15 protein-coding genes are annotated in these 16722 nt (G+C 67.6%); 7 read left to right on the top strand and 8 right to left on the bottom strand.

The annotated features are described in order from the left end of the window. Positions 1-75 precede the first annotated feature (75 nt). Positions 76-1524, top strand: a complete 1449-nt coding sequence (locus tag V8690_RS20930) for a CCA tRNA nucleotidyltransferase (RefSeq protein WP_338781033.1) — start codon at positions 76-78, stop codon at positions 1522-1524. A 95-nt stretch (positions 1525-1619) separates the two neighbouring features. Here V8690_RS20930 and V8690_RS20925 read toward each other — a convergent pair whose 3' ends face one another. The 4 genes from V8690_RS20925 to V8690_RS20910 form a co-directional block, all read right to left on the bottom strand. After that, positions 1620-2129 (bottom strand): hypothetical protein, encoded by a 510-nt coding sequence (locus V8690_RS20925; protein ID WP_338781032.1) that lies wholly within the window; start codon positions 2127-2129, stop codon positions 1620-1622. 125 nt (positions 2130-2254) lie between these two features. Next, entirely contained in the window at positions 2255-3517 is a 1263-nt protein-coding gene (locus tag V8690_RS20920) for an MFS transporter (protein WP_338781030.1), read from the bottom strand. A gap of 89 nt (positions 3518-3606) precedes the next feature. Then, entirely contained in the window at positions 3607-4689 is a 1083-nt protein-coding gene (locus V8690_RS20915) for an inositol-3-phosphate synthase (RefSeq protein WP_338781028.1), read from the bottom strand. 45 nt (positions 4690-4734) lie between these two features. After that, positions 4735-5409, bottom strand: a complete 675-nt coding sequence (locus V8690_RS20910) for a PadR family transcriptional regulator (protein WP_338781026.1) — start codon at positions 5407-5409, stop codon at positions 4735-4737. A 403-nt stretch (positions 5410-5812) separates the two neighbouring features. Here V8690_RS20910 and V8690_RS20905 point away from each other — a divergent pair, with 403 nt between their 5' ends. Further along, positions 5813-8455 (top strand): transglycosylase domain-containing protein, encoded by a 2643-nt coding sequence (locus V8690_RS20905; protein ID WP_338781024.1) that lies wholly within the window; start codon positions 5813-5815, stop codon positions 8453-8455. Between the two features lie 121 nt (positions 8456-8576). After that, a complete protein-coding gene (locus tag V8690_RS20900; RefSeq protein ID WP_338785410.1) occupies positions 8577-10088 on the top strand; it encodes a glycosyltransferase 87 family protein in 1512 nt (503 codons plus the stop codon). An 80-nt stretch (positions 10089-10168) separates the two neighbouring features. Here V8690_RS20900 and V8690_RS20895 read toward each other — a convergent pair whose 3' ends face one another. The 3 genes from V8690_RS20895 to V8690_RS20885 all read right to left on the bottom strand — a co-directional run bounded on the left by V8690_RS20895 (position 10169) and on the right by V8690_RS20885 (position 12888). After that, positions 10169-11200, bottom strand: a complete 1032-nt coding sequence (locus V8690_RS20895) for an alanine racemase (protein ID WP_338781022.1) — start codon at positions 11198-11200, stop codon at positions 10169-10171. An 82-nt stretch (positions 11201-11282) separates the two neighbouring features. Beyond that, positions 11283-12404, bottom strand: a complete 1122-nt coding sequence (gene femX / locus V8690_RS20890; RefSeq protein WP_274817594.1) for a peptidoglycan bridge formation glycyltransferase FemX — start codon at positions 12402-12404, stop codon at positions 11283-11285. Positions 12405-12570: 166 nt separating this feature from the next. After that, a complete protein-coding gene (locus V8690_RS20885; RefSeq protein WP_338781018.1) occupies positions 12571-12888 on the bottom strand; it encodes a hypothetical protein in 318 nt (105 codons plus the stop codon). Positions 12889-13150: 262 nt separating this feature from the next. Here V8690_RS20885 and rpsF point away from each other — a divergent pair, with 262 nt between their 5' ends. From rpsF to rplI, 4 genes are all read left to right on the top strand, one after another. Beyond that, positions 13151-13441 carry a 30S ribosomal protein S6 gene (gene rpsF, locus V8690_RS20880; protein WP_003991486.1) on the top strand — a complete coding sequence of 97 codons (291 nt, stop codon included), beginning with the start codon at positions 13151-13153 and terminating at the stop codon, positions 13439-13441. Positions 13442-13512: 71 nt separating this feature from the next. Next, positions 13513-14100: a single-stranded DNA-binding protein gene (locus tag V8690_RS20875; RefSeq protein WP_338781013.1), complete on the top strand. Its 588-nt coding sequence runs from the start codon at positions 13513-13515 to the stop codon at positions 14098-14100. Positions 14101-14144: 44 nt separating this feature from the next. After that, a complete protein-coding gene (rpsR, locus tag V8690_RS20870; protein ID WP_003949403.1) occupies positions 14145-14381 on the top strand; it encodes a 30S ribosomal protein S18 in 237 nt (78 codons plus the stop codon). Between the two features lie 18 nt (positions 14382-14399). Next, positions 14400-14846 carry a 50S ribosomal protein L9 gene (gene rplI / locus V8690_RS20865; protein ID WP_010032778.1) on the top strand — a complete coding sequence of 149 codons (447 nt, stop codon included), beginning with the start codon at positions 14400-14402 and terminating at the stop codon, positions 14844-14846. Positions 14847-14983: 137 nt separating this feature from the next. Here rplI and V8690_RS20860 read toward each other — a convergent pair whose 3' ends face one another. Next, a complete protein-coding gene (locus V8690_RS20860; protein WP_338781011.1) occupies positions 14984-16321 on the bottom strand; it encodes an MATE family efflux transporter in 1338 nt (445 codons plus the stop codon). Positions 16322-16722 lie beyond the last annotated feature (401 nt).

Genomic DNA, 16722 nt, shown 5'->3' with positions numbered 1-16722 from the left:
GCATGCGTAATAGGGGGAGCTCGGGGGCGCCCGGGCCACGTACCCTCTTCTGTTGTGCCGAACGCCAACGAAGAAATGCCCAGTGCCCTGAGTCAGGTGCAGCGCCGCGCGGTGAGTGAACTGCTGCGGGTCGCTCCTGTCGCCGACGACCTCGCCCGCCGCTTCCAGGAGGCCGGGTTCTCACTCGCCCTGGTCGGCGGCTCGGTCCGGGACGCGCTGCTGGGCCGGCTCGGCAACGACCTGGACTTCACGACCGACGCCCGCCCCCAGGACGTACTCAAGATCGTGCGCCCGTGGGCGGACGCCGTCTGGGACGTCGGGATCGCCTTCGGCACGGTCGGGGCCCAGAAGGATGCCCGCGTCGGAGACGCTGATCGACGCTTTCAGATCGAGGTGACCACCTTCCGGTCGGAGGCGTACGACCGGACCTCGCGCAAGCCCGAGGTGTCGTACGGCGACTCCATCGAGGAGGACCTCGTCCGCCGCGACTTCACGGTGAACGCGATGGCCGTCGCGCTGCCGGAGAAGGAGTTCATCGATCCGCACGGCGGGCTCGAGGACCTCGCGTCGCGTGTGCTGCGTACTCCTGGCACCCCGGAGGAGTCCTTCTCGGACGATCCGCTGCGGATGATGCGGGCCGCGCGCTTCGCGGCTCAGCTCGACTTCGAGGTCGCCCCCGAGGTGATCGCGGCGATGAACGCGATGGCCGGGCGTATCGAGATCGTCTCGGCCGAGCGGGTACGGGACGAGCTGAACAAGCTGATCCTGTCACCGCACCCGCGCAAGGGCCTGTCGCTGCTCGTCGAGACGGGCCTCGCCGACCGCGTGCTGCCCGAGCTGCCGGCCCTGCACCTGGAGCGTGACGAGCACCACCGGCACAAGGACGTCTACGACCACACGCTGATCGTCCTGGAGCAGGCGATGGCGCTGGAGGACGACGGCCCCGACCTGACCCTCCGCCTGGCCGCCCTGCTGCACGACATCGGCAAGCCCCGCACACGTCGCTTCGAGAAGGACGGCCGGGTCTCGTTCCACCACCACGAGGTGGTCGGGGCGAAGATGACCAAGAAGCGCATGATGGCGTTGAAGTACTCCAACGAGCTGGTGAAGGACGTCTCACGTCTCGTGGAACTCCACCTGCGCTTCCACGGCTACGGCACCGGAGAGTGGACGGACTCGGCGGTCCGCCGCTACGTACGCGACGCCGGCCCGCTCCTCGACCGCCTCCACAAGCTGACCCGCTCGGACTGCACCACACGCAACAAGCGCAAGGCGGCGGCCCTGGCGCGTGCGTACGACGGTCTGGAGGAGCGGATCGCCAAGCTTCAGGAGCAGGAGGAGCTGGACTCGATCCGTCCCGACCTCGACGGCAACCAGATCATGGAGATCCTCGGCGTCGGTCCCGGTCCGGTCGTCGGCCGCGCGTACAAGCACATGCTGGAGCTGCGCCTGGAGGACGGGCCGATGGAGTATGACTCCGCAGTGGCCGCGCTCAAGGAGTGGTGGGCCGAGCAGGAGGGCTGAGCCGGTGAAACGGGGTCATGTTTCACGTGAAACATGACCCTGGAGAGGGGTCGGGCGGTGTTTCACGTGAAACACCGCCCCTCGCTGAATCTGCCTTACTTCTTGCCCTTCAGGCAGAGCAGGAAGTCCTTGCCGTCACCGCTCTCGGTGTATGTGTACTGGAAGTCCTTGGCTTCGTCTTCGCACTTGCTCGACGCCATTGTCTCCGTGAGGTACGCGCCCTCGATCTTGGCCAGCACTACGATCTTGGCCTTCGTGGCGCTGCACTCAACGACCTCGAGGTCCGGGTTGTTGTCGTCCGTGCTGCCGCGGTGCATGCAATCTCCGACGGCCGCCGTCTTGGCGTCGTCCCGGCTGGTTATGTAGCCGCCGATGGCAATGCTCGCCACCGGGATGACGATGGCGATGTTCTTGATGGTCTTGAAGCTGAGCTTGCGGCCGGTCGGCTGCGGTGCCACGGGAGCGTACGGAGCCGCGCCCTGAGGCGGGAAGCCGGGCTGGCCGGGCTGCTGGGGGTAGCCGCCCTGCGGCGGGTACGGGGCCTGGGGCTGACCCGCGGGCTGGCCCTGTGCGAACGGGTTGCCCTGGGGCGGCGGAGTGGTCACTTGGGGGTCCCCCTAGAACATGAGTGAGCCGCGCGAACAGTCGCGCGAGATAAGACCCACGTCAGTTACCGGTCCCCACTGACACCGCAGTAGTCGGATGTGGCTGTGTGTCATTGATGTGACACTTACTGGCGGCCAAACCAGCCCATACTCGCAGCTACTGCCGCGTAGATAACGGCGATCGTGATCACCAGCGGCACGGATCGGCCGTCCGGCGGCAGCATCAGGGCGGCGACGGCGGCGGCGCCGACGAACGCGACGTTGAAAAGGACGTCGTAGACCGAGAAGATCCGGCCACGGAAGCCGTCCTCGACGGAGGACTGGACGATCGTGTCCGTGGCGATTTTCGCGCCCTGGGTGGTCAGGCCCAGGACGAAGGCCGCGGCCAGCAGAGGGGCAGTGGCGAACGGCAGTCCGAGAGCGGGCTCCAGCAGCGCGGCGGTCCCCGCACACACGACGATCCAGCGGCCCGGCCCGAGCCGTCCGGCGGTCCAGGGCGTCACCACGGCCGCCGCGAAGAAGCCGGCGCCGGAGAAGCCCAACACCAGCCCCAGCAGGGCGAGTCCGTCGTCCGTGGTCGTGGTGAGCGCGTACCGGCAGAGCATCAGCAGCATCACCAGCAGTGCGCCGTAGCAGAAGCGCATCAGCGCCATGGCCGCCAGCGCCCAGGCCGCTTCCCGGCGCGGGGGCGCGGACAGGTAACGTACGCCCGCCACCAGGTCGCGAGCGGTGCCCTTGAGAGCCGTCCCGATCCGCTCGCGCACCAAGTTCCGGTCGGGGCCGAGGAGTTCCCGCGTCATGCTGAGCGACGCCAGGGCGGCGCACAGATACAGCACGGCTCCCACGAGCACCACGGCGGCATCGGAGTCCGCCACCACCAGGCGGACGACGAAGGCGACACCGCCGCCGGCGGTCGCCGCCAGCGTCCCGGCGGTCGGGAAGAGGGAGTTGGCGATGACGAGGCGCTCGGCGTCGACGACGCGGGGCAGGGCGGCGGACAGGCCGGAGAGGACGAAACGGTTGACGGCGGTGACGCACAGGGCGGAGACGTAGAAGAGCCAGTCCGGAGCCGGACTGAGTATCAGCAGGGCCGTGGCGGAAGCCAGCAGCGCGCGCAGCAGGCTGCCGTACAGCAGGACCTGGCGGCGCCGCCAGCGGTCCAGCAGGGCACCGGCGAAGGGGCCGACGAGGGAGTACGGGAGCAGCAGCACCGCCATCGCGGAGGCGACCGCGGCCGCCGAGGTCTGCTTCTCCGGCGAGAAGACCACGTACGCGGCGAGCGCGACCTGGTAGACGCCGTCGGCGCCCTGGGAGAGCAGGCGCACGCCGAGCAGGCGCCTGAAGCCCTGGAAGCGCAACAGCACACGCAGGTCACGGACGACGGCCATGGGGCACAGCCTCACATACGGAGTGGGTCCCCGGGTCGTACGACCCGGGGACCCTCACAGCCCTGGCAGGAGCGACTGGTTGGAGCGCCTCAGCGCTCGACCTCACCCGCGATGAACTTCTCGACGTTCTCGCGGGCCTCGTCGTCGTAGTACTGGACGGGCGGGGACTTCATGAAGTAACTCGACGCGGAGAGCACGGGGCCGCCGATGCCGCGGTCCTTGGCGATCTTCGCGGCGCGCAGCGCGTCGATGATGACGCCGGCGGAGTTCGGGGAGTCCCAGACCTCGAGCTTGTACTCCAGGTTCAGCGGGACGTCACCGAAGGCGCGGCCCTCGAGGCGGACGTACGCCCACTTGCGGTCGTCCAGCCAGGCGACGTAGTCGGACGGGCCGATGTGGACGTTTCCCTCTCCCAGGTCGCGGTCGCGGATCTGGGAGGTGACGGCCTGCGTCTTGGAGATCTTCTTCGACTCGAGGCGGTCGCGCTCGAGCATGTTCTTGAAGTCCATGTTGCCGCCGACGTTCAGCTGCATCGTGCGGTCCAGGACGACGCCCCGGTCCTCGAACAGCTTCGCCATGACGCGGTGCGTGATGGTGGCGCCGACCTGGGACTTGATGTCGTCGCCGACGATCGGGACGCCCGCCTTGGTGAACCTGTCCGCCCACTCCTTGGTGCCGGCGATGAAGACCGGGAGGGCGTTGACGAAGGCGACCTTGGCGTCGATGGCGCACTGGGCGTAGAACTTCGCCGCGTCCTCGGAACCGACCGGCAGGTAGCAGACGAGGACGTCGACCTGCTTGTCCTTGAGGACCTGGACGACGTCGACCGGCTCCTCGGCGGACTCCTCGATGGTCTCGCGGTAGTACTTGCCCAGGCCGTCGAGGGTGTGGCCGCGCTGGACCGTCACACCGGTGCTGGGTACGTCGCAGATCTTGATGGTGTTGTTCTCGGAGGCGCCGATGGCGTCCGCCAGGTCGAGACCGACCTTCTTGGCGTCCACGTCGAACGCGGCGACGAACTCGACGTCGCGGACGTGGTAGTCGCCGAACTGGACGTGCATCAGGCCCGGCACCTTGGACGCCGGGTCGGCGTCCTTGTAGTACTCGACTCCCTGCACCAGCGATGCGGCGCAGTTGCCCACACCGACGATGGCTACGCGAACCGAACCCATTCCGGTTGCTCCCTGTGTGTACGAGTGAGGCCCTTCGACGGGCTCTCACGTGGCGGTGTCGCCGGGCGTATCCGGACGGGAGTCGTCCCCCGGCCGGGGCAGGCCGCCCGACGCTCCAGATGTGGTGTCACGCGAACCGGGCTCCCCCGAGGCGGGGCCTTTCAGGTCCCGTCCCGCCCGCTCGCTCTCGATGAGCTCGTTCAGCCAGCGCACTTCGCGCTCCACGGACTCCATCCCGTGGCGCTGGAGCTCAAGCGTGTAGTCGTCGAGGCGCTCCCGGGTCCGGGCCAGGGAGAGGCGCATCTTCTCCAGCCGCTCCTCGAGCCGGCTGCGGCGGCCCTCCAGCACGCGCATGCGCACATCGCGTGAGGTTTGCCCGAAGAAAGCGAAACGGGCGGCGAATGTCTCGTCCTCGTACGCGTCGGGCCCGGTCTGCGAGAGCAGCTGCTCGAAGTGCTCCTTGCCCTCCGCCGTCAGCCGGTAGACGATCTTGGCGCGGCGGCCGGTGAGGGGAGCGGCCTCGGTTTCGTTCCCCTGTTCCTCGATCAGCCAGCCGTTGGCAACCAGCGTCTTGAGGCAGGGGTACAGCGTCCCGTAGCTGAACGCACGGAACACACCCAGTGATGTATTGAGTCGTTTGCGCAGCTCATAGCCGTGCATCGGAGATTCGCGGAGCAGGCCGAGTACGGCGAACTCGAGGATCCCGGAACGCCGGCTCATCGTCGCCTCCTCTCTGCCGCGGTACCCGATGTTCGGACCGATGTGTCGGTCCGATGTGTCGCGCTGATGTATCGACTCGATACATCACGACGATAGAACGGCCTTCCGGATGCGACAAGAGGGGGTGTGGTGAACGGGATCACATCACCGGTTCATCGGACGCGAGTTGCCTGATTTGAGGTGAACTTCAGGCCTAGGCAGGTTTTGGCGGTGCGTAGTCTGTGCGCCATGCACATCACCGGGAACCAAGTGACGCCTGAGAGCGTCGTCGTCTTCGGTGTAGTACGGGTGCATGCGGGACCAATGAATGCGGAGCCGACCGCATCCGTACTTCGGGGGGACCGGAAACCAGCCGCCGTTTCCAGGCGCGCAGGGGTGCGCCTGCCCGAGGAGTAGTCGTTCGATGAGCGAGCACCGTCGCAAACCGCCGCAGCCGCAGGGAGGCGGACGTGCCGCGGCCCGACGCGGCCAGTCCGGTTCGTCCTCCGGCCGCCGCGCGGCCCAGCGAGGCGCCACCGGGTCTCCGTCCGACTCCTATGGGTCGGACTCCTATGACTCGGGGGGTGAGGAGCGTCCGTACGGCGGCCGTGCAGAGGCCCGGCGTGCGGCGCAGAGAAGCACCGGAGGCGGCCGCCGCAGAGCGGCCGAACCGGGCCGTGGCGGCCGGCGCGCCGCCCCGGGCGGGCCTGTTGGGCCCGGGCGGGGCCGAGGGCGCGCGGCTGCCGTCTCCGACAGGAAGCGGCTGATCGACTATCCGCGGGCCGGCAAGTACGGCTGGCAGCGCTGGCTGCCGTCCTGGAAGCTCGTCTCCGGCCTGTGCATCGGCTTCTTCGGCAGCATGGTGGCCGTGGCGGGCATCGGGTACGCCATGGTGGGCGTCCCCAACGAGGAGAACGCGGCGGCCCTGTCGCAGAACAATGTCTACTACTGGGCCGACGGCAGCCAGATGGTCGCGGCGGGCAGTGGCCAGAACCGGCAGAACGTCACGATCGAGCGTATCCCCAAGGCCATGCAGTGGGCGGTGATCTCGGCCGAGAACAAGACCTTCTACCAGGACTCGGGCGTCGACCCCATGGGTATCGCCCGGGCCCTGGCGAACATGGCCCGGGGTGGTGACACGCAGGGTGGTTCGACGATCACCCAGCAGTTCGTCAAGAACACCTACCTGAGCCAAGAGCAGACGGTCACCCGCAAGTTCAAGGAAATGTTCATCTCCATCAAGGTGGGGACGAAGCTCAAGAAGACCGCTATCCTCCAGGGTTACCTCAACACCTCGTACTACGGCCGTGGTGCCTACGGCATCCAGGCCGCCGCCCAGGCCTATTACGGCAAGGAAGCGAAGGACCTCAAACCGAGCGAGTGCGCTTTCCTCGCCGCCCTGCTCAAGGGACCGACGTACTACGACCCCGCGGGCAACGACAGCATCGACGAGTCGGCGAGCGCTGACGCCAACCGCAAGCGCTCCGAGGCACGCTGGCGCTGGATCCTCGAGCAGATGCACAAGGACAAGAGGATCACGGACGCCGAGTACCAGGAGGCGATCAAGAGGTACCCCATGCCGCAGGGCCGAAAGGCGTCCAAGGGCATGAGCGGCCAGATCGGGTACCTGGCGGACACGGCCAAGAAGTACGTCCTGAACCACTCCAACATCACGGAGAAGCAGTTCGACCAGGGCGGCTACCAGATCAAGACGACCTTCGAGAAGGACAAGGTCGAGGCGCTGACCAAGGCCGTTCAGAAGGTCGAGAAGGAAAAGCTGGACCCGGAAAAGCGTGAGCTGGACAAGCACGTCCAGTTCGGCGCGGCGTCGGTGAAGCCCAAGGACGGCGCGATCGTCGCGCTCTACGGTGGTGCGGGTTACGAGAAGGGCCACTTCAACAACAACGCGGACACCTCGGGTGTCCCCGTCGGTTCGACGTGGAAGCCGTTCGTGCTGGCCGCCGCCATGGAGCACGGCACCTACCGGAGTGACGGTCCCCTTTCGCCGCTCAGCAAGTACAACGGCAATGATCACCTCAAGGTCAGGAACAACGACGGCTCCTACGTCCTGAAGAAGGACAACACGCCCTTCTACCAGGAGAACGAGAGCGACCACCCCTGGGGCTACATCACCTTGCGCAAGGCGATGGAGCAGTCCGTCAACACCCCGTTCGTGCAGCTCGGCATGGACGTCGGGATGAGGAACGTGCGGGACGTGGCCGAGAAGTCCGGCATCCTGGACGCCAGTTTCGCCACCCTCAACCCGTCATTCGCGCTCGGTACGTCGACTCCCAGTGCGATCCGCATGGCCGACGCCTACGCGACGTTCGCCGCCGCCGGCAAGCAGGCCGCCCCGTACTCGGTGACCAGCGTCAAGTTCAACGGGCAGGAGGTCGAAGGCTTCGACAAGCCGCGCATCACGCAGGCGATGCCCGAGAACGTGGCCAACAACGTCACGGACACTCTGGAGAACGTCATCCAGAACGGCACGGGTAAGAACGCCCTGGCCCTGGGCCGTACGGCGGCCGGCAAGACCGGTACGACGGACGAGAACAAGTCGGCCTGGTTCGTCGGCTACACCCAGCAGCTGTCGACCTCGGTCGCGATGTTCCGTGAGGACCCCAAGAGCGCCAAGCTGCTCTCCATGAACGGCACGGCGGGTGAGAAGTCCATCCACGGTGGTGACACTCCCACCCAGGTGTGGACTGAGTACATGAAGGCCGCGCTGGAGGGGGAGCCCGATCCCGGCTTCCCGGAAGCCGAGAAGATCGGCGAGATCCAGCACGAGGTGGGCGCTCCGTCGCCGACCCCGACGCCCAGCGTGGAGCCGAGCGAGACCGTGACCGAGTCGCCGAGCGCCACGCCCAGCGAGACCCCGACGCTTCCGTCGCCCTCGCCGAGTGACACCTGTGGGTTCTTCGGATGCGAGAACGACGGCGGTACGGAGAACGGCGGCGGTACAGGCGGAGACGTGACGCCCACGCCCTCGCCGAGCGATACGAGCGAGAACGGCGGTACCACCGGAGGCAACGGCAACGGAGGCATCTTCGGAGGCCCCGCCGGATAGCCGACCGATCGCCCGGCTTGGGTGTTTCACGTGAAACGCGAAGGTGTCTCACGTGAAACATGGGCCGCCGCACCTACCCGGTGCGGCGGCCCTCGGCGTATTGACAGACGCGTACGGCAGGATGTGCGGCATGCCCAGTGCAGAATCGACGCAAGCGAGCGTCCACGAGCCGGACCCGGTGCGGCCGACCCAGGAGGACGAGGTCGCCGCGGCCGGCAGCGAGCTGATCGGCGGCCCGCTCGGGCGGCGTGCCCTGCTCGGGGCGTCCTGGTGGACTCCCGTGCGGGTGATCGCGCTGGTGGCGATCGGCATGTTCGCCCTCGGCCTGGTCCAGAAGGCGCCCTGCTACAACGGCGCCTGGTTCTTCGGTGCCAGCTCCCAGTACACGCACGCGTGCTACTCGGACATCCCGCACCTCTACCAGGGACGTGGCTTCGCCGACGGGCTCGTGCCGTACTTCGACAAGCTCCCCGGCGACATGCAGTACCTGGAGTACCCGGTGCTCACCGGCGTCTTCATGGAGGTCGCCTCCTGGCTCACGCCCGGCAGCGGCACCATCCAGGACCAGGAGCAGTGGTACTGGATGGTCAACGCCGGGATGCTGATGGTATGCGCGTCGGTCATCGCCGTCTGCGTGACCCGAACCCATGCCCGGCGTCCCTGGGACGGCCTGCTGGTCGCCCTGGCGCCTGCCGCCGCGCTGACGGCGACCATCAACTGGGATCTGCTGGCGGTCGCCCTGACGGCTGCGGCGATGCTGATGTGGTCACGCGGCCGCTCCCTCGCCTTCGGCGTCCTGCTGGGACTTGCAACGGCCGCCAAGCTCTACCCCTTCCTGATCCTCGGGCCGCTGCTGGTGCTGTGCTGGCGCGCGGGCAAATGGCGTGAGTACGGGACGGCTCTGGGTGGTGCGGTCATCGCCTGGGTCGTCGTGAACGGGCCGGTGATGCTCTTCGCGTTCGAGGGCTGGTCGAAGTTCTACACGTTCAGCCAGGAACGGGGCGTCGACTTCGGCTCCTTCTGGCTGATCATGGCCCAGAACTCGGACGACCCGCTCAGCATCGACACCGTCAACACGCTCGCCACGCTGCTGATGCTGGTGTGCTGCGCGGGTGTCGCCGTGCTCGCGCTGACCGCACCGCGCCGCCCGCGGTTCGCCCAGCTCGCCTTCCTGATCGTCGCGGCGTTCATCCTCACCAACAAGGTCTACTCGCCGCAGTACGTCCTGTGGCTGGTGCCCCTGGCCGCCCTGGCCCGGCCGAAGTGGCGGGACTTCCTGATCTGGCAGGCCTGCGAGGTGGCGTACTTCCTGGGGATCTGGATGTACCTCGCGTACACGACCAGCGGAGACGCCCACAAGGGGCTGCCCACCGACGGCTACCACTGGGCCATCGGCCTGCACCTGATGGGCACGCTGTATCTGTGCGTCGTGATCGTGCGCGACATCTTCATGCCGGAGCGGGATCCCGTGCGCCGGTCCGGGGACGACGATCCCTCGGGCGGAGTGCTCGACGGCGCGGAGGACGTCTTCGTCCTCGGTCCCGCGGCCCGTCCCGCCCGGCACGCGGCCGCTCAGCTCGAAGGGCCTCAGGTTGAGTGGGGCAGGCGGGGCGCGACGGGCGGTTCACTCTGAGCGAACGATGCGAAAGGCCGTACACGGGAAACCGCGTACGGCCTTTCGCTGCGTGGGGCCTGGTGAGTGCGTGCGCCCGGTCAGCGGTCCACGAGCCGGTCGAACTGCGTGGTGGTGTGCCGCAGATGGGCCACCAGCTCCTCGCCGACCTTCGGCTCCGGCGCGTCCGCGGGCACGAAGAGGATCGAGACCTGCATGTGCGGCGGCTCTGCGAACCAGCGCTGCTTGCCGCCCCAGACGAACGGAGAAAGGTTCCGGTTGACCGTCGCGAGACCGGCGCGGGCGACGCCCTTGGCGCGGGGCATGACGCCGTGCAGCGCCTTGGGAGCCTCCAGGCCCACCCCGTGCGACGTACCGCCCGCCACAACCACCAGGAAGCCGTCGGAGGCCGCCTTCTGCTGGCGGTAGCCGAAGCGCTCGCCCTTGGCCACGCGCGTGACGTCCAGGACCGCCCCGCGGTACTCGGTGGCCTCGTGGTCCCCCAGCCACAGCCGCGTGCCGATGCGGGCACGGAACCGGGTCTGCGGGAACTGCTGCTGGAGCCGGATGAGTTCCTCGGCCTTGAGGTGGCTGACGAACATGGTGTGCAGAGGCAGCCGGGCGGCGCGCAGCCGGTCCATCCAGCCGATGACCTCCTCGACCGCGTCCGAGCCGTCGGTGCGGTCCAGCGGCAGGTGGATCGCGAAGCCTTCCAGGCGGATGTTCTCGATGGCGGCGTGCAGCTGGGGCAGATCCTGCTCGCCGATGCCGTGCCGCTTCATCGAGGACATCACCTCGATCACCACGCGGGCACCGACAAGGCCGTACACGCCGTCTATCGACGAGACCGAGCGGACGACCCGGTCCGGCAGGGGCACGGGCTCCTCGCCGCGCCGGTACGGCGTCAGCACCAGCAGGTCACCGCTGAACCAGTCCTTGATCCGTGCGGCCTCGTACGTCGTGCCGACGGCGAGGACGTCCGAACCCAGCCGCGTGGCCTCCTCCGCCAGCCGCTCGTGCCCGAAGCCGTAGCCGTTGCCCTTGCAGACCGGCACGAGGCCGGGAAACTGCTCCTGCACGTGCTTGTGGTGCGCCCGCCAGCGCGCGGTGTCGACGTAGAGCGTGAGCGCCATGGCCGGACCTGGAGCCTTTCTCGTGGTTGCCGTGTATCAGCGGTTGCCGTGTATCAGAGGTATAGAAGCAGTGAACGTGACGTCAGCGGCGCGACATGTAGATGTCGAGCGCCTTGTGGAGCAGCTTGTTCAGCGGGAAGTCCCACTCGCCGAGGTACTCAGCGGCCTGGCCGCCCGTACCCACCTTGAACTGGATCAGACCGAAGAGGTGGTCGGTCTCGTCCAGCGAGTCGGAGATACCGCGCAGGTCGTAGACGGTGGCGCCGAGCGCGTAGGCGTCGCGCAGCATCCGCCACTGCATCGCGTTCGAGGGCCGGACCTCGCGGCCGATGTTGTCGGAGGCGCCGTAGGAGTACCAGACGTGCCCGCCGACGATCAGCATCGTCGCCGCCGACAGGTTCACGCCGTTGTGCCGGGCGAAGTACAGCCGCATACGGTTGGGGTCCTCGCTGTTGAGGGCCGTCCACATGCGCTGGAAGTACGACAGCGGGCGCGGCCGGAAGTGGTCGCGCACGGCCGTGATCTCGTACAGCCGCTGCCATTCCTCGAGGTCCTGGTATCCGCCCTGGACGACCTCGACACCGGCCTTCTCGGCCTTCTTGATGTTGCGGCGCCACAGCTGGTTGAAGTTCTTGTGGACCTCTTCCAGGGAGCGGTTGGCCAGCGGCACCTGGAAGACGTAGCGGGGCTGGACGTCGCCGAAGCCGGCGCCGCCGTCCTCGCCCTGCTGCCAGCCCATGCGGCGCAGCTTGTCGGCGACCTCGAAGGCGCGCGGCTCGATGTGGTCGGCCTCGATGTCGCGCAGCCGCTTCACATCGGGGTTCTGGATGCCCTGCTTGATGGAGGTGGCCTCCCAGCGTCGGATGACCACCGGCGGGCCCATCTTCACCGAGAAGGCGCCCTGCTGCTTCAGGTGCGCCAGCATCGGCTCGATCCAGTCCTGGAGATTCGGCGCGAACCAGTTGATGACCGGACCCTCGGGCAGATAGGCGAGGTAGCGCTTGATCTTGGGAAGCTGCCGGTAGAGGACCAGACCGGCACCGACCAGCTCGCCCGTCCTGTCGTCGAACCACCCGAGGTTCTCGGAGCGCCACTCCGCCTTGACGTCAGCCCAGGCCGGGACCTGCATGTGGCTCGCCGACGGCAGGCTCTGGATGTAGGCCAGATGCTGCTCGCGACTGATGGTCCTCAGGGTCAGGCTCATTCGGGGCGCTCCTCGGGCTGGTGTGTCCCCATAGGGTCAGGGGCTCCTGGCTCTCGCGCGAAGCCTACTGCGCCTTGGATGCGCGCCGGTTGGGCGTACGGAACCTTCGCCCCGGCCCGCGGTCGGCCGGGGCGTCACTCGGTGTTCAGAAGGAGTGTCCCTGGCGTCAGTCGATGAGACCGCCGAAGAGACCGCCGTGCGCCATGCCCAGGAAGAACCCGACGGCCGCGGCACCGAGGCCGAGGATCAGGCCGAAACGCTCCCTGGTCGTCTCCGACACCCACTGGCCGTACGCACCGGTGAGAATGCCCACCAGGCCGGTCCAGGAGCTGAGCAGATGCAGGTCCTCGTCGATGAGTGCCGTGACGAACGACGTGATGCCCAGCGCCAGGGTCACCGCGAGCAGGGTGTCCTGGAGGGGGTGGGGCTTGCCGTCCGTGGCGAAGAGGCCGCCAGCGGTGTTGGGTCGCATTGCCTGTGCCATAGGGCACCTCCTGCGAAAGTCGGCGCATCGTAGCGCCATACACACCCGATGTGTACAGATTGGCTGCCCTGGCGGCCGGATTTCAACCGCAAGCCGCTGTGCGGGTACTCTGTACTGTCCGCACCGGTGTCTGCCCATGCCACGGCAGGGCTTCTCCACAGAACCCCTGATTGTCAGTGGTGGCCGATACCGTTGCTACGCATCACAACCCTCCTGCCACGGAACGACCGTGGCCGCTGAGTCCAAAGGAGGTGGGTTCCACATGCGTCACTACGAGGTGATGGTCATCCTCGACCCCGACGTCGAGGAGCGCGCTGTCTCCCCGCTGATCGAGAACTTCCTCTCTGTCGTCCGTGACGGCGGCGGAAAGGTCGAGAAGGTCGACACCTGGGGCCGTCGTCGTCTCGCGTACGAGATCAAGAAGAAGCCCGAGGGTATCTACTCGGTCATCGACCTTCAGGCTGAGCCTGCGGTCGTCAAGGAGCTCGACCGCCAGATGAACCTGAACGAGTCGGTCCTCCGGACCAAGGTCCTCCGTCCCGAGACCCACTGAGCTCTCACGCTCAGCTGATCCCGGGATTCGAGTAGCAAGCAGCCAGAGCAAACCCGCCGAGAGGTTCCCCCATGGCAGGCGAGACCGTCATCACGGTGGTCGGCAATCTTGTCGACGACCCCGAGCTGCGCTTCACCCCCTCCGGTGCGGCCGTCGCGAAGTTCCGTGTCGCGTCCACTCCCCGCACCTTCGACCGCCAGACGAACGAGTGGAAGGACGGCGAGAGCCTCTTCCTGACCTGCTCGGTCTGGCGTCAGGCGGCGGAGAACGTCGCTGAATCGCTCCAGCGAGGCATGCGCGTCATCGTGCAGGGCCGGCTGAAGCAGCGGTCCTACGAGGACCGTGAGGGCGTCAAGCGCACGGTCTACGAGCTGGATGTCGAGGAAGTCGGCGCCAGCCTGCGCAACGCCACGGCCAAGGTCACCAAAACCACTGGCCGCGGTGGCCAGGGCGGGTACGGCGGCGGTGGCGGTGGTGGCCAGGGTGGCGGCGGCTGGGGCGGCGGCCCCGGTGGCGGCCAGCAGGGCGGCGGCGCTCCCGCCGACGACCCGTGGGCGACCGGCGCTCCCGCCGGTGGCAACCAGGGCGGTGGCGGCGGTTGGGGCGGTGGCTCCGGCGGCGGCGCTGGCGGCGGCTACTCGGACGAACCCCCCTTCTAGGGCGGGTTCGCACCCAAACTTCTTGATCACACAGGAGATACATCATGGCGAAGCCGCCTGTGCGCAAGCCGAAGAAGAAGGTCTGCGCTTTCTGCAAGGACAAGGTCACGTACGTGGACTACAAGGACACGAACATGCTGCGGAAGTTCATTTCCGACCGCGGCAAGATCCGTGCCCGCCGCGTGACCGGCAACTGCACGCAGCACCAGCGTGACGTCGCCACGGCCGTCAAGAACAGCCGTGAGATGGCGCTGCTGCCCTACACCTCCACCGCGCGATAAGGGAAGGGTGACCGACACATGAAGATCATCCTGACCCACGAGGTCTCCGGCCTCGGTGCCGCGGGCGACGTCGTCGACGTCAAGGACGGTTACGCTCGCAACTACCTGATCCCGCGGAAGTTCGCTATCCGCTGGACCAAGGGTGGCGAGAAGGACGTCGAGCAGATCCGTCGTGCTCGCAAGATCCACGAGATCCAGACCATCGAGCAGGCCAACCAGGTGAAGGCCCAGCTCGAGGGCGTCAAGGTCCGCCTGGCTGTCCGCTCCGGCGACGCCGGTCGTCTCTTCGGTTCCGTCACCCCGGCCGACATCGCTTCCGCGATCAAGGCTTCCGGTGGCCCCGAGGTCGACAAGCGCCGCATCGAGCTGGGCTCGCCGATCAAGACGCTGGGCGCTCACGAGACGTCCGTGCGTCTGCACCCCGAGGTTGCCGCCAAGGTCAACATCGAGGTCGTCGCGGCCTGAGTATCGCGCTCGCTGAGGCAGTGAGCGATGGGGTCGCACCCTTCGGGGTGCGGCCCCATCGTTGTTTCGGCCCCACCGTCGTTTCACGTGAAACATGGTGTTTCACGTGAAACATCGGTGCGGGCTGGGCCCGGCGATCAGCGGGTCGCGCCCGTCACGATCCAGCGGCCCGAGCGAGTCCGGAGCCACAGCGTGACCATCCGCACGGTCATCATCAGCGTCATGGTGGCCCAGAGGGCGGTAAGCCCACCGCCCAGTACCGGCACCAGCACGGCGACCGGGGTGAAGATGGCCAGAGTGAGCAGCATCGCCCAGGCCAGGTAGGGGCCGTCGCCGGCGCCCATCAGGACTCCGTCCAGGACGAAGACGATGCCGGAGATCGGCTGTGAGAGGGCGACGATGAGCAGGGCGGGCAGCGCCGCGTCCTTGACCGCGGAGTCACTGGTGAACAGCGGCAGGAACGCCGGTCGGGTGATGACGACCAGGACGCCGAGGACGACCCCGATGGCGATCCCCCACTCCACCATGCGACGGCAGGCGTCGCGGGCGCCTTGTGCGTCACCGGCTCCGAGGTAGCGCCCGATGATGGCTTGTCCCGCGATGGCGATGGCGTCGAGGGCGAAAGCGAACAGGTTCCACAGGGACAGGATGATCTGGTGTGCGGCGATGTCGGCATCACCTAGACGGGCGGCGACCGCTGTGGCGATCAACAGGATCGCCCGCAGGGAGAGAGTGCGAACCAGCAGGGGCGCACCGGCGTGTGCCGAAGCCCTGATCCCGGCGGCGTCCGGGCGGAGTGAGGCACCGTGCTTGTGCGCCCCGCGCAGAACCACCGCGAGATAGACCACGGCCATGCCCCACTGGGCGATGACGGTGCCCCAGGCGGAGCCCGCGATCCCCAGGCCGGCGCCGTAGACGAGCCCCGCGTTGAGAGCGCCGTTGGCGACGAATCCGGCGATGGCCACATAGAGAGGGGTTTTGGTGTCCTGGAGGCCGCGGAGCACACCGGTCGCGGCGAGGACGACGAGCATGGCCGGTATGCCGAGCGCGGAGATGCGCAGGTACGTGGTGGCGTAGGGAGCCGCCGCGTCCGAGGCGCCGAAGAGGTCGACGAGGGCGGATGCCGTCGGCAGGACGAAGGCGACGACGGCAGCGCCGAGAAGCAGTGCCAGCCAGATGCCGTCCATGCCCTGTCGGATGGCGGCTTGGAGGTCACCCGCGCCGACGCGGCGGGCGACCGCCGCTGTCGTGGCATAGGCGAGGAAGACGAAGACACTGACGGCGGTCAGCAGCAGGGCCGAGGCGACGCCGAGTCCCGCGAGTTGGGCCGTGCCCAGATGGCCCACGATGGCGGTGTCGGTCATGAGGAAGAGAGGCTCGGCGACGAGGGAGCCGAAGGCCGGCACGGCCAACGCGACGATCTCTCGGTCGTGCTGTCTCCGGCCGGTTCGTCGGCGCGCGGGGGCCTGTGTCATGTGCACCAATCTAATCGTCCACAGGTAAGAGATGCAACGGATTTGCGCCCCTTACCTCCCGTCCGATGATGCGCACTGCTGTGCGCCATCCGAAGCGATCTTGCACCGGTTGCGGAAGTTTTTCTTCTGCACAGCCGGTGGACGGTAAAGCCGCAGGTCAGATGCCTCTGGTTGGGACGGTTCGATGCTTGTTCACAGGCCTGTCCACCGGGTCGTGCACAGGTTTTGAGGGGTTCTCCACAGCATCTGGGCCGTCGTCCACATGGCCTGTGGATAACCAGATTGGCTGACGGTGCCGAGAGGCCTAACGTGGTCCGGCGCCCGCTCCGTCCGCCGGTTTTCAAAACGCCACAAAACCGGCGCTGGCCAACCGGAGTTGGGCGTCTCATTTGTCAGTGCCG

Source organism: Streptomyces sp. DG1A-41, from assembly GCF_037055355.1.
Taxonomy (GTDB): domain Bacteria; phylum Actinomycetota; class Actinomycetes; order Streptomycetales; family Streptomycetaceae; genus Streptomyces.
Note: the sequence above shows the minus strand (reverse complement) of the source record. Positions and strands in the feature narration are given on the sequence as shown.